Here is a 13,299-nt window from a genome sequence, read left to right as displayed (position 1 = left end):
TAAATGTTAATGAAATGTGAAATACAATAACAATACCAATCTTGTTAAATCTTGTTAACAATTCATTATAGAACCCTAACAATGTGCTATTTTTGCGAAATTAACCAAGTACTAAAATTACTTTATGTCGTCAGAAACCGAAACTATTCAACAAAATGCAACTGAGAAAAGCCTCTATGATTACCAAATCAAAGACCTTAATCGCATTTTTGATGTGATGGAAGAGGAATCGGATGATTTTAACCTCTTATATCAATTACCAACTGGAGGTGGAAAAACAGTTATTTTTTCAGAAATAGTAAGACGATATGTAGAGCAGCACAATAAAAAAGTAGTTATTCTTACCCACAGAATTGAGCTATGTAAGCAAACTTCTAATGTGTTGTCTGGTTTTAATGTTAAAAATAAAGTAATTAACAGCAAAGTTAAAACACTGCCAGATCAAGATGATTTTCAGTGTTTTGTTGCAATGGTAGAAACCTTAAATAACCGTTTGTCTGACAATGATTTTGAGCTTAAAAATATAGGTTTAGTAATTATTGATGAAGCACATTATAACTCTTTTAGAAAGTTATTTAAATTTTTTGAAAACTGTTTTATTCTTGGAGTAACAGCAACACCTTTAAGTAGCAACATTAAGTTGCCAATGAAGGATAATTATAAAAAACTTATTGTTGGAGATGATATCTCTACGTTAATAAAAAATGGTTTCCTTGCCAAAGCCGAAGTTTCTAATTACGATGTTGGGTTAACATCTTTAAAAATAGGAATTAATGGTGATTATACTGTAAAATCTTCTGAAGCATTATATACCAACAGTTTAATGCAATCTAAATTGTTGTTGGCGTATGAAGAAATGGCAAAAGGTAAAAAAACACTAATTTTTAACAACGGTATTTATACCTCTAAAGAAGTCTATTACACGTTTAAAAAAGCAGGTTATAATGTTAGGCATTTAGATAATACGGCAAGTAAGCAAGAACGTAAAGACATCTTAAAATGGTTTAAAAATACACCAGATGCTGTTTTATCTTCGGTAAGTATATTAACCACGGGTTTTGATGAACCTTCTGTAGAATCTATTATTTTAAATAGAGCCACACGTTCCTTAACCTTATACTTTCAAATGATTGGTCGTGGTAGCCGAATTTATAAAGACAGAAAATCGTTTCAGGTTATAGATTTAGGTAATAATGTCGCGAGGTTTGGAGCTTGGGATCAACCAGTAGATTGGCAACATATTTTTAAACATCCAGACTTTTATCTAGAAAATATTGTTGATGATGAATTGTTAGAGCGTGATTTTGTTTATAAGATGCCAGATTCATTAAAGGTAAAATTTAAAAAATCCTATTCCTTAAATTTTGATGTAAAAGCAGAGTATAAAGACGTTATTAACTCTGGTAAAAAATCCTTTACGGTTATTGAGCGCTCTATAGCGCAGCATTCACAAATTTGTATAGATAATAGTGAAGATGTTTTTGATGCAAGAGAGCTAACTAAAGATCTTCAAGATGAAATCGCTTTTAGGATAAAACAATATTGTTATTGTATAATGAACAGTACTCAAAATTATAAAGACTGGCTCTTTGAAGAATACAATAGAAAGTTAAGAATAAGCTTTAATGGCAAGTTTTAACGTTTTTTTGTAAAGTTTTCTATTTTTATGCGTTTATTTTGAAGAATAGGTATGATTATTGTGATTAAATAATAAGAAAAATTAAAACGAATTTTAGATAGTGAAACCCATTAAATTCATAGCGTTTATGTTCTGCATACTTTGCAGTACAATGGTTTTTACTCAAGTTAAAGACAAGGAGACTAAGTCTATTCCTATTCCTGCAGAAATTTCAAAAAAGAAAAAAGATTCTACATTAATTAAAGTTAAGGTTGCACCAATTCTTAAAAAGGAAGAACAAAAATCGAACGAGAGTCCTAATAAAAAAGAAGAAAAATTTGTAATTAGAGAAACTAAAAAGCCTTTCTCTATGATTGAAAATGACGGTTTAAAAAGCCCAAGTGAAATTTTCGAAAAACGTTGGAGAAAGGAAGCTGTAAAAGGGGGCATTATTAGAACTATGTCTGACCAGTTTTTGGGTGAGCATAATGTAGATACAAAATTTGTAAACATTGTTTGTAGAGATCATGAATATCCTGATGGAGATCGTGTTCAAATTTTAATTAATGGCATCGTAGTAAAACACAATCTGGTACTTACGGCTAATTATAGACGTGTAGAAGTTGATTTGATAGAAGGTAGAAACACTATTGATATCGTAGCTTTAAACCAAGGTGAATCTGGACCAAATACAGCCGAGTTTGTGGTTTATGATGATAAAGGTAATACGATTTCCTCTAAAGAATGGAACCTGTTAACAGGCGTAAAGGCAACTATTGTTTTTAATAATGAAAAGGTCGTTATTAAAGAAAAGAATGCTGAAGAGGAAAAGGACAAAACAGCTTCTAATAATTAAAACGCTATTTTGCGAGTCTTCTTTACTACAACTTTCCTGAAGTTATAAAACTCTCTAACTAACTTTATAAAAGAAGCCAAATAATGCTTAAAACACCTACTTCAAACGATAGAATTATTTTAATAAAACACCAATTATAAAAGACAATCTATTTTATATGTTGATAGTGAAGTAATAAAGATGTGTTTAACAAAAAAAGCATGTAAACAGCTTAGATTTAGATGTGTAGTGTGCCGTGTTCAAATGTCAACTTGACATTTTTTTAGTAAAGAGCCAACAATAATTCTGAAAAATTGACACAAAAATCAATAATTATAAGTAAATAACTATAAAAAAATAGGGTATATACATTTTGGTATTTTTTTTGTTTTATTTACACCGAAATCAATTAAGATTTCAAATTTGAAATAATGTTTAATTTAAAATTTTGTAATTATGAGCAATTTAGTTAGTGTTCCTAAAAACGGAAATTTAGCGAACAGAAATTCAAATCAAAACTTTCCAACTTTATCAAATTGGTTAGATGATATTTTTAACCGAGACTTACCATCAGTATTTACTTCAAATTTTAATACAGGAATTACTTTACCAAAAGTAAATATAAAAGAAATTGCTGATGCCTATATAGTAGATATGGCAGTTCCAGGTTTAAAAAAGTCAGATTTTCAAATCGATATTGATAATCAAGTATTGTCAATTTCTACAGAGATTAAAGAAGAAAGTGAACAGAAAGAAGTAAACTACACGCGTCGCGAATTTGGATACTCATCGTTTAAAAGAACCTTTAGTTTGCCAGAAACTGTAGATGAAGATAAAATAAAAGCAAGTTATACTGAAGGTATTTTAAGTATTCATTTACCTAAAAAAGAAGAGGCAAAGCAAAAGCCTGTTAGAACAATTAAAATTTCATAACTATATTAGTTTTTAGTTACATGTTTAAGATGAGGCTGGTTTGTAGGCCTCATCTTAAACTATTAATCTAATTGTTTTTAGATGATTTAAAGGTGTCTCATTTTAAAATTTAAAATAATGAAAAAGTACATTTTATTATTAATGACAGTTTTTTTATGTGTTAGTTGTAGCGGACAAGAAAACAAAGCAAAAAATGGAGAAACAAAAGAAGCCAATAAAGCTATAGCAGAAGTACCTAAAGGATCATGGAAAGTAGATAAAGAGTTTGACGAAAACGGAAACTTAATAAGGTATGATAGTATTTATTCTTGGTCTTCTAGCAATATGTATAACGATTTGTCGCCTATGGATAGAGATAGTTTGATTGAGTCTTTTAAATCAAGATTTTTTACAAACTTCTCACAATTTGAAGATCAAGGATTTGAAGATATTTTTTCTCAAGATTCACTTTTTAGTAATCGGTTTTTTAATAATGATTTTTTTGGAAGCAGTTTTGGAAAAGATTTTATGGATATCGATAAAATAAGAGAACAAATGCTTAAAAGGCAGATGGAGTTTTTAGAAAAATATCAATCAGAATTTATTAAACCTGAAGACGAAAATTAAATAGTTTTCGTCTTTTTTATTTTGATAAACCTAATAATCATCTTGTCAAATCTCGAAAGGATACTAGAAATAGAATGGAACCTAGCAATTACATAGGTATATTGTTAGGGTTTGTTTTTTATCCATTCAACCGCATTTTTAGACATTTTTTTATAATCGTGACCTACACTTTTTATGGTGTCTATTTCCCAGTTAAATATCCAATTATTTTTGTGTTTCAATTCTTTATTCGCATTAAAAAAAGTTGTTCCACGTTCTAATCTATGGGCTCCTTGTTCCATAGCCAAACGTGTTGTTCTAAAAGTCCCTAAGCTAGGGTCATTATCTAATTCGCCCAATAAGATAATCAATCTTTTATGATAAGATTTTTTGTAAATTAATGTCTGTTTTCTGAATACCATAAGGAAATTTAAGTTTCTCGTTTGATAAGCTATAAAACCCAGAATTAGCAGCGATAGCTGTTCCAATGCTTGATTCGGGCATTAACATTACCATTCTATGTACAAATTGTCCTCCAGCTGAATGTCCAAAAATGTCATATTGTTTGTTTGTGATATTGTTAACCGATTTGATGTGGTCAAAAATGTTTTCAACAACCGTAAATGCCCATTCGCTTTTTGGATTTTTAGTTCCAAAAAAGGTGAATAAATTTCCTTCTTGGTAGTCGTTTGTTGTGTATTTTGAAAACTTATTCTCAAATTCAGGAACTATTATTAATAGGTTATTTTTGTTGGCTAATTCTACCCAAGCGTTTAAATAGTCGTCTGCATTTCGTCCTCCGCCATGCATCACAAAAACTATTTTGTCTTTATCATTCCAACTTTCAGGTTTATAAGTCCATACTTTAATCGATTTTCTCTCACTACCTTTATAAGCGTATATAACAAAAGAGCCTATTCCAATATTAATTTTATCGCTAGTTGTAATTTCAGGCCCTTTTGGAAGTATATAGAGATAAATGTAACCTGTAATTGAAAGAAGTATAAGGATTGAGAAGGTATATAAGATTCCCTTTTTTAAAATTTTAAAAGTCTTTTGCATTAAGCTGATTTTTTTTTGTTGACTCAAATTTAATTTTCCTTTGTTACTTTCTTCATTATTAATTTCCGAATTGTCTTTTTTCTAGGACGAATTGTTTTTATTAATCCTAAGTATCAGAATAGAAAAACTTCTTGGTTTTAGAGGCTAGGTTAGTAGCAGCTATAAATAATTAGGATTGTTGCGTGTTTGTTTTTTTACTTTAAATTTTAACTTTATTTTCAAATGTTTCAAACTTACTAGGAGCAGGGAAAAACATTTTGGGATCAATTGCTATTGTTTTATGTTTTGTTAAAATTTTAAAATTAATTTCAGAAAACGTTTATTAGAATTAGTAAAACAAGACCAACAAGAGCAATTAACTTTATTGCAAACTATACCAGGAATAGGCTTAAAAACAGCTTTGTTTTTAATCGTAGCCACGGATGGATTTAAAAAGTTTGAAACTGCATCACAGCTATGTAGTTATGTTGGAATTACACCAACGATTCGAGAATCAGGAAGCAGTGTACGAGGGCGTAGTAGAATAAGCAAAGTAGGCAATAAGAAATTAAGAAATCGTGTGTTTTTAGCAGCCTTTTCAGCGTATAAATATAACAGAGCCTGCAAAGCCTTATTTGATAGAATTGTAGCTAAAGGAAAGCGTGCTAAATTAGCATTAATAGCCGTAGCGAATAAGTTGCTAAAACAGGCCTTTGCCATTGCAAAAAGCGGATTGCCTTATGATGAAAACTATGTTTCAAAATTAGCTTAAAGTTACTTGTTTTTTAACTCAGTTCTTTGTTGCAGCACGTTTTTGTATGATTAATAATACTTACTTTATTAATACCTTTTTTGTTATTGTTGTATTTGTTTTTAAATTTATTTTGAAAAAGTACAACTGTGGTACTAATTCTTTTTTTATATAGTTTTTTCCCTTTTTTAGAGGTAGATTTTTATAAACTATTTGCCCTTTTGAGTTTAATATAGTTAATACTCCATTTTCTGGACTATCTAAATATAAGTTTTCAGAGGAAGGATTTGGATAAATTTTTATTAAATTATTACCGACTATATATTCCTCATTAGATAATAATAAATTATTTTCTTGAATTGATAAATCTGCTGACCATATAATATCTTCTAACCCATCATTATTCAGGTCTTCTGATTCAATAACACTTATAATGGTTTGTGTATCCTGAATAAGGATTGGTGCACTAAAATTGCCAAAACCATCATTTGTATATAAATAGAGATTGAAATCTTTAATTATAATAAAGTCTAAATCATTGTCATTGTCAAAATCCTTTAATGTGCCTGATCTTATATTCATTGCAGATGGGTCTATAATTTGTAGATTGGAAAAAGTCCCATTGCCGTCATTTTGCATCCATCTAATACCAGTTGAATTATCATTTTCGCTAAATAAATCTACATCACCATCATTATCAATATCTACTAACCGAACGAAAAGATTAAATGTGCTAGGAATTTGATTACTTCTAACAGAGTCGTAACTCAAAGTTCCATTATTGTTTTTATAAACCGAAATATTAGATCCTCCAGTAATAACGTCTTCAAAGCCATCAGCGTCAATATCACTAATCGTTAAGTCAAAAAAATCTTCTATTGGTCCTGTTATGGTTTGAGATGTGAAATTAGCCATCCCATCGTTATAGTATACTTTAAAAGTGGTACCACCTATAGCTACGATATCTAGATTGCTGTCATTATCTATATCAGCCACACCAATATCACTTTCAAAAAAAGTAAATGAATCAAGTACTTGTGACGAAAATGACAACGCACTATTCATATGTAGCGTTACAGAATTTGTAGCATCTCCAATACTTACAATATCAAGCCAATTATTATTATCAAAATCTCCAACAGCAATATTAGTAACTTGACTACTACCTGTTGCGATTGAAATTTCTGGGCTAAAATTGAGATTTCCTTGATTTAAATAATAAGAAATAAGATTATTGCTAGAAAATTTTCTTGTAATTATAATGTCTTTTAAATTGTCATTATTAATGTCTGCTGTTATAATATTTGTAATTGATCCGGTATCTGACTCAATCAGAATTGGATTTGCGAATTGGGAATATAAGTTTGAGGAAAATAGTAATAAGATAGTTATTGCTAAATAGATTGATATTTTATTTGAATTCATTCTGTTGGTTTTATATGTCTGTTAAATGTGCTACAACGGTCTCGTGTATGATTTCGTTGCGTATTCAAGCACTAAAGTTAGCAAATAAATCACAGATAGAAAGTCCGCGAGGACTTTCGTAAGTAAGCTATAACTAGCAATGAATTATACACATCTTAAGTTTGTAATTCATTAAATTTAATTAATAATCAGCAAGAACAAAAGAGAGCATTAAGGTTACTATACACGGTGAAGCATTAGACTTCGGCAACATTGATAATCCTCTCTCTTTTACTACTTAAACTTCGTTCAGTTCTGTGAGACCTAGATCTCGTTTTTAAGTTGTTGAAATATGAGTAGCGTTGTTCTTTCCAAATTTCAAGTTGTTATGACTAAAGATAGAAAAATTTACGGTATTGACATTAGTAAATCAGTGTTTGATATTTACAATCAAGACACAGGACATTTTCAATTAAAGAATGATGAAAAGGGTTTTAAAAAACTACTAAAAAGTTTATCAAAAGAAGCTTTGGTAGTTATGGAAGCTACGGGATATTATCATTACAGATTAGCTCAGTTTTTATATAAAAAAGGGGTATTAGTATCTGTTGTAAACCCATTATCAGTAAAGCGTTTTATTCAAATGAAACTAGCCAAAGTAAAGACAGATAAGAGTGATGCTAAATCTATTTGTGAGTATGGTATCTTTAATGAAGTTCCATTGTACAATGCTCTAACAGATGTACAGGCAGAATGCTTACAGCTCTTTAGGTTATTGGATAGTTACGTAAAAAAGAGTACAGCTACAAAAAATAAGCTTCATGGCGAAGAAACACTGGGGATTCCATCAAAAACGGTTTATCGTTCCTTAAAACGAGACTTAAACCATTTAAAGAAAGAGATTTTAATACTAGAGAAACGTTTATTAGAATTAGTAAAACAAGACCAGCAAGAACAACTAACTTTATTGCAAACTATACCAGGAATAGGCTTAAAAACAGCTTTGTTTTTAATCGTAGTCACGGATGGATTTAAAAAGTTTGAAACAGCATCACAGCTATGTAGTTATGTTGGAATTACACCAACGATTCGAGAATCAGGAAGCAGTGTACGAGGGCGTAGTAGAATAAGCAAAGTAGGCAATAAGAAATTAAGAAACCTTGTGTTTTTAGCAGCCTTTTCAGCGTATAAATATAACAGAGCCTGCAAAGCCTTATTTGATAGAATTGTAGCTAAAGGAAAGCGTGCTAAATTAGCATTAATAGCCGTAGCGAATAAGTTGCTAAAACAGGCCTTTGCCATTGCAAAAAGCGGATTGCCTTATGATGAAAACTATGTTTCAAAATTAGCTTAAAGTTACTTGTTTTTTAACTCAGTTCTTTGTTGTGCTTTCGTTTTTTATGTAAATCTAAATTTTTTATTGTCACACTTTCCGCATGTTATAGTTTCTGGTTGGAGTAATAATTCAACCCTTTCAGGTGGTGTTTTATTTAAAAGATTTTTATCTCTAATTAATTCTTTAAGAACAATTAATGCTATTTCAATAACTTCCTTTTTAATGTTTTCAATTTCTTTTATTGGATTATCAACATTTAATAATTTATGTTTTTTATGATTCCCATGGACAATATTACTCCTGAGGTCATAAAGTTTACTTAATCTTGAATTGCTTATATCATAATTACAACGATCTAAAATAGACTTAATCGACTTAACCACAGAATTTGTTGTAGACGTTTTAGAACTAAACATAGTTTCCCAAGCAATAAAAGTATCTAAGATTGAATCAATTGGACGTTCTCTACCATAAATAGCAATTTTTATCCTGCTTAGAGTTAGTTTTATGTAATTTTCATTAGTAATATTAAGTAGTTCAAACCATTCTTTAATTTTATCAAGTTCATTTCTTTTCAAAATTGAAAGATTTGAATATTTATTTTCAATAATATTCGGAAAAGGTAATTTTAATGGAGCATTACTATCAATAAATGTAATCCTAAATGGAGCATAAATTGATTTCAAATTAATAATTGTGGCTGAAATAAGTCTATTTAAAATAGTTTCAAATAAATTACTATTATTGAATTTGTCATTTGAAGTTTTATTGCTTGATACGATTGTGCTATCCAATGGAAGTGTTTTTTCAATTTCGTTAGAGGTGTTGACTATCGTTTTGAATTCTAATGTACATCCTATGACTTTTTTTGGACTTGAACCTACTGAACCAATTGATATTGTATTTTTAATACCAGGATTGTTGATTTCATTGATATTTCAACTGATTTTCCTTTTGCAATTGTTTTTAAACAATAAAATTGACTCTCAATTTCATTAAGAAAACTTTGTATATCGTATTTAATTCTATAACAACAATTTTGAAAAGATCTAAGAATAAAACTACTTACAAAGGAAGGATTAAAACAAGCAGTTGAAATGTTATTTTCCAATTTGTAATTTAAATTTGAAAACATAGGTTTTTCCTTTATGGATAGGATATTATTGAAATCTTTATCTTTTAATAAAAGGTTGTGAATGTATTCACTTTCATCTATACTTAATTTAAAATGACTATTGAGGTCTGTTATATTGTGATTAAACCACTTTTTTTCTTCGATAATCAATAAGCTTGGATAGTATTCTATCGCTTTTGTAGTCAAGTAGTCAAGTAATTCAATATCATTTGATTTGTTAATCAACTTACCACCACAATTCTGTCTCATATTATTAAACATTTTACCAAAATTAAATAGATATTGCTTAATTGTTGAATATGGATTTTGAGCTGATGCAATTTCACATTGGTGAATTAATGAGACTATTTTCTTGATTGTTTCAATTTGCTCATTATTAAATTTATATACATCATCTTTTTTTCGTTGAATTAGTGGCTGATTATAGTTAAGAATGTATTGTAGAAATTTTTCTCCTACTTTAAATATGACTAATTTTAAATCTTTATTATTCATTTGAATTTCAATGCAATCTGTTGGTGGAAAATGAAGCACAACGGTTTAGTATATGATTTGTAGCGTTGTTTCAGCAAGTAAGTTAACAAATAATAATCGAAATAGAAAAACCGCGAGGTTTTTCGTGAGTAGGCAAGAAGCAGTTATAAATTATATACATCTTAAGTTTACAATTCATTAAATTTAAGGATAAATTAGAAAGAACAAAAGAGAGGAGTAAGGTTAATATATACGCAGAAGCTTTAGACTTCGTCAACATTGAAAATCCCCTCTCTTTTCTACACAGATTTCGTACAGTTCTATGAGGCTTTTAGACCTCGATTTTAAGTCGTTGAAACTCGCGTAGATTGTCCTTTCAAAAAAAACATTTTGTTATGAATAAAGATATTAAATATTTTGGAATTGACATTAGTTGTTTAGTTTTCGATGTCACAGATTCTGAAGGTAATTACTACCAGTTTAAAAACAATGAGTTTGGTTTTAAAAAGTTCTCAAAACTCTTAGGTTGTAATAGTCATTGCGTTATGGAAGCGACAGGTTATTACCATTATCAATTAGCGTATCATTTGTTAGAATTAGGTACAAAAGTATCGGTAGAAAATCCGTTGTCAGTGAAACGCTTTATCCAGATGGAATTATCAAAAGTTAAGACGGATAAGAGTGATTCAAAACTGATTTGTGCTTATGCTGAGCAAGTAGAATTAAAGCTTTGGAAAGGCAATTCTAAGAATGACATAGAATGTCTTCAAATCGTCAGAACTCTTTCAGTGTATGCAAAACAAAGCACTATGCTAAAAAATAAACTACATGGTGAAGCTGTTTTGGGTAATCCAAGTAAAGAGGTTGTAAGATCTTTAAAACGCAGTTTAAAGCAGCTTCAAAAAGAGATGGCAGATTTAGAAGATAAGCTATTGGCTTTGGTAAAAACAGAGCACCAAGATTTATTAACACGTTTAAAAACTATTCCAGGTATCGGTCCAAAAACAGCTATTATGTTAATTGTTTTAACTGGCGGTTTTAATCGTTTTACTAACGCCAGTGAATTGTGTAGTTACGCTGGTCTAACACCTGTAATTAGACAAAGTGGAAGTAGTGTAAAAGGGAGACCACGAATCAGTAAAATGGGGAATCAAAAGCTGAGAAATTTATTATTTATGTGCAGTTTTAATGCTTGCAAATACAACAGAGCTTGTCGGGATCTTTATGAGCGAATCGTCGCCAAAGGAAAGAGCAAAAAATTAGCATTAATTGCAGTATGTAATAAACTACTAAAACAAGCCTATGCAATAGCTAAATCAGGGTTAATATATGATGGAAATTATAAAAGTACTTTAGTAAAAAAATAATGAGTTTTTACTTGTTTTTTGCCACAGTACTTTGTTGTGCCCAGTTATTTTAAACGATAGATTGTTTTATTTTTTTCTCCTATTTTTTCAAATAAATTCAATTCTGCTCCTTTCTTTAAATCTCTACTTGCAGTTGCTGAAGAAATATCTTTAAAAATATCCATATAATCTTTTCTTGTAAATTCAGTTTTATTTAGTGAAACATAGTATTCTAATCTATCTTTTTCATTTAAAGTTCGATTATTAAAATCTAATAGTTGACTTATAGAAATGTCAATAACGTTTAGCATATATTCAATAAACTTAGTTGATTTTCCAGATTTATCACTTTCAGCCAAAGCTTTGTAATATTTTTCTTGGTCATTACCGATTAAAGTTTCAAAAGGTAAAAACTCAAATATTGGATATTTTTCCATTAAAATTAAAGTTTGCCATAATCTTCCCATTCTGCCATTTCCATCCAAGAATGGATGTATAAATTCCATTTCGTAATGGAAAACACAACTTTTAATTAATTCAATTTCATCAGACTTTTCCAAATATTCAAAAAGGTCTTTCATTAAGTATGGTACATTTCCAAATGGTGGTGCTAAATGCTCAACTTTAGAGCCTTTTACAATTCCGACACTTTGAGTCCTATATTTTCCAGAATTTTCAATTAAACCTTCCATTAGGTTTTGATGTGCTTCTAAAAAGGATTTTTCATTAGAAGGATTGAAATTTTCTAAATTTTCATAGATTTTGATAGCATTTAGAACTTCAAGAACATCTTTTTTAGGACCAATAACTCTTTTGTTTTCAAGAAGTGCTGTTATTTGTTCTTCTGTAAGTGTGTTTCCTTCTATTTTTAATGAAGAATGAATAGTTTTAATTCTATTCTGTTTTCTCAATTTAGGTGAAGGTTTGTTTAATAAATTAGCATTTACTTCTCCTATTTTCTCTGAAATAGAAGTTATTAATTTTAAAATAGAAGATGTTATTTCGTAAGGTGGTTTCATTTGTGATACTATCATTTGATACTATCAAAGGTACAATCATTTAATCTGAATTATGTTATGAAACGTGATTTTTTAATTGGGCACAACGTGTTTGTGTATGGTTAGTTGCGTGGTTTAGCAACTAAATTAGCAAACTTTCACGAACCCGTGAATATTCCGCAGGAATATTCGCAAGTAGAGAAGAACAAAGCAATTAATTATACACGGTGTTGCCAGTAGTTATTATTCGTAACCTAATCTTAAATTTTTTACTCCATCTTTTTTATAACATTCAATTGTTGAAATCAAGCCGTTAATATCATTCAGAAAATCTCCGTTATTATAATATTCAATTTTAGGTGGACATAAAACTCTAACATTTTCTGTCAAACTTTCGTCGCTATTAAACTTTATTTTTTTCGCAAAGTCATTATTTAATTTAAGTACTTTTTTAAAGTCAATTAACAACTTTAGAATTGATTCAGTTTCTATTCTTGTCTTTTTTTTGTGATTGATAAACTCTTTTTCGGCATTTTCTATTTGTCCATATTCCTCCATTTCTTTGAACATAGATTCATCATTCGTAAAAGTATTCTGAAAAAGGCTAAGGTCAATATTTAATTCAGTTTCCAATTGGCTAACGGTTGCATATTCTCCATATCCTCCAACTTGTTCGAAAAAATAGGATAATCCACTTGGAAAATCAGTCGTGCATTCAGTTTCCGTTTCTGGAATTAAATAGTAATACATTCCCATATTCGACTTTTCTTTATTTGTTATTAAAAAGCTGTTTAAAAATAGTATAAATATGATTGAAGTTCTCATTTTGTATTATACTGAAAT

Annotated in this window: 13 protein-coding genes and 1 pseudogene; 7 read left to right on the top strand and 7 right to left on the bottom strand. The window is 29.4% G+C overall.

Annotation, left to right across the window (positions count from 1 at the left end; translation table 11 throughout):
* Positions 1-124 precede the first annotated feature (124 nt).
* From KO504_RS02560 to KO504_RS02545, 4 genes are all read left to right on the top strand, one after another.
* On the top strand, positions 125-1,639 hold the full coding sequence (locus tag KO504_RS02560) for a DEAD/DEAH box helicase (RefSeq protein ID WP_215924760.1): 1,515 nt from the start codon (positions 125-127) through the stop codon (positions 1,637-1,639).
* A gap of 127 nt (positions 1,640-1,766) precedes the next feature.
* Positions 1,767-2,474, top strand: coding sequence for a hypothetical protein (locus KO504_RS02555; RefSeq protein WP_215924759.1), 708 nt, complete (start codon positions 1,767-1,769; stop codon positions 2,472-2,474).
* A gap of 435 nt (positions 2,475-2,909) precedes the next feature.
* Positions 2,910-3,386: an Hsp20/alpha crystallin family protein gene (locus KO504_RS02550; protein ID WP_215924758.1), complete on the top strand. Its 477-nt coding sequence runs from the start codon at positions 2,910-2,912 to the stop codon at positions 3,384-3,386.
* 117 nt (positions 3,387-3,503) lie between these two features.
* Positions 3,504-3,992, top strand: coding sequence for a hypothetical protein (locus tag KO504_RS02545; RefSeq protein ID WP_215924757.1), 489 nt, complete (start codon positions 3,504-3,506; stop codon positions 3,990-3,992).
* Between the two features lie 104 nt (positions 3,993-4,096).
* On the opposite strand, the gene KO504_RS02540 is transcribed toward KO504_RS02545, so the two are convergent.
* Both KO504_RS02540 and KO504_RS02535 read right to left on the bottom strand, forming a co-directional pair.
* Complete coding sequence (locus KO504_RS02540; RefSeq protein ID WP_215924756.1) at positions 4,097-4,342, bottom strand: hypothetical protein; 246 nt, start codon at positions 4,340-4,342, stop codon at positions 4,097-4,099.
* Between the two features lie 4 nt (positions 4,343-4,346).
* The gene (locus KO504_RS02535; RefSeq protein WP_215924755.1) at positions 4,347-5,033 is read right to left on the bottom strand and encodes a hypothetical protein; all 687 of its coding nucleotides are present in this window, start codon (positions 5,031-5,033) and stop codon (positions 4,347-4,349) included.
* A gap of 316 nt (positions 5,034-5,349) precedes the next feature.
* Between KO504_RS02535 and KO504_RS02530 the strand changes: the two are divergent.
* Positions 5,350-5,784: pseudogene (locus KO504_RS02530) on the top strand (transposase); the annotation flags it as partial.
* A gap of 60 nt (positions 5,785-5,844) precedes the next feature.
* On the opposite strand, the gene KO504_RS02525 reads toward KO504_RS02530, so the two are convergent.
* Positions 5,845-7,188 (bottom strand): FG-GAP repeat domain-containing protein, encoded by a 1,344-nt coding sequence (locus KO504_RS02525; protein WP_215924754.1) that lies wholly within the window; start codon positions 7,186-7,188, stop codon positions 5,845-5,847.
* Positions 7,189-7,555: 367 nt separating this feature from the next.
* On the opposite strand from KO504_RS02525, the gene KO504_RS02520 reads away from it, so the two are divergent.
* Positions 7,556-8,521 (top strand): IS110 family transposase, encoded by a 966-nt coding sequence (locus tag KO504_RS02520; protein WP_215924753.1) that lies wholly within the window; start codon positions 7,556-7,558, stop codon positions 8,519-8,521.
* Positions 8,522-8,565: 44 nt separating this feature from the next.
* Here KO504_RS02520 and KO504_RS02515 read toward each other — a convergent pair whose 3' ends face one another.
* Both KO504_RS02515 and KO504_RS02510 read right to left on the bottom strand, forming a co-directional pair.
* The gene (locus KO504_RS02515; protein WP_215924752.1) at positions 8,566-9,297 is read right to left on the bottom strand and encodes a HEPN domain-containing protein; all 732 of its coding nucleotides are present in this window, start codon (positions 9,295-9,297) and stop codon (positions 8,566-8,568) included.
* Positions 9,298-9,383: 86 nt separating this feature from the next.
* A complete protein-coding gene (locus KO504_RS02510) occupies positions 9,384-10,133 on the bottom strand; it encodes a hypothetical protein (protein ID WP_215924751.1) in 750 nt (249 codons plus the stop codon).
* Positions 10,134-10,507: 374 nt separating this feature from the next.
* On the opposite strand from KO504_RS02510, the gene KO504_RS02505 reads away from it, so the two are divergent.
* Positions 10,508-11,479 (top strand): IS110 family transposase, encoded by a 972-nt coding sequence (locus tag KO504_RS02505; RefSeq protein ID WP_215924750.1) that lies wholly within the window; start codon positions 10,508-10,510, stop codon positions 11,477-11,479.
* Positions 11,480-11,523: 44 nt separating this feature from the next.
* Here KO504_RS02505 and KO504_RS02500 read toward each other — a convergent pair whose 3' ends face one another.
* Together KO504_RS02500 and KO504_RS02495 are read right to left on the bottom strand one after the other, a co-directional pair.
* On the bottom strand, positions 11,524-12,477 hold the full coding sequence (locus KO504_RS02500; protein ID WP_215925052.1) for a Fic family protein: 954 nt from the start codon (positions 12,475-12,477) through the stop codon (positions 11,524-11,526).
* A gap of 222 nt (positions 12,478-12,699) precedes the next feature.
* On the bottom strand, positions 12,700-13,281 hold the full coding sequence (locus KO504_RS02495) for a hypothetical protein (protein WP_215924749.1): 582 nt from the start codon (positions 13,279-13,281) through the stop codon (positions 12,700-12,702).
* Between the last annotated feature and the right edge of the window lie 18 nt (positions 13,282-13,299).

Origin of the sequence: Winogradskyella psychrotolerans (assembly GCF_018860565.1) — a bacterium.
GTDB lineage: Bacteria > Bacteroidota > Bacteroidia > Flavobacteriales > Flavobacteriaceae > Winogradskyella > Winogradskyella damuponensis.
This window is presented reverse-complemented; position numbering and strand designations above follow the sequence as displayed.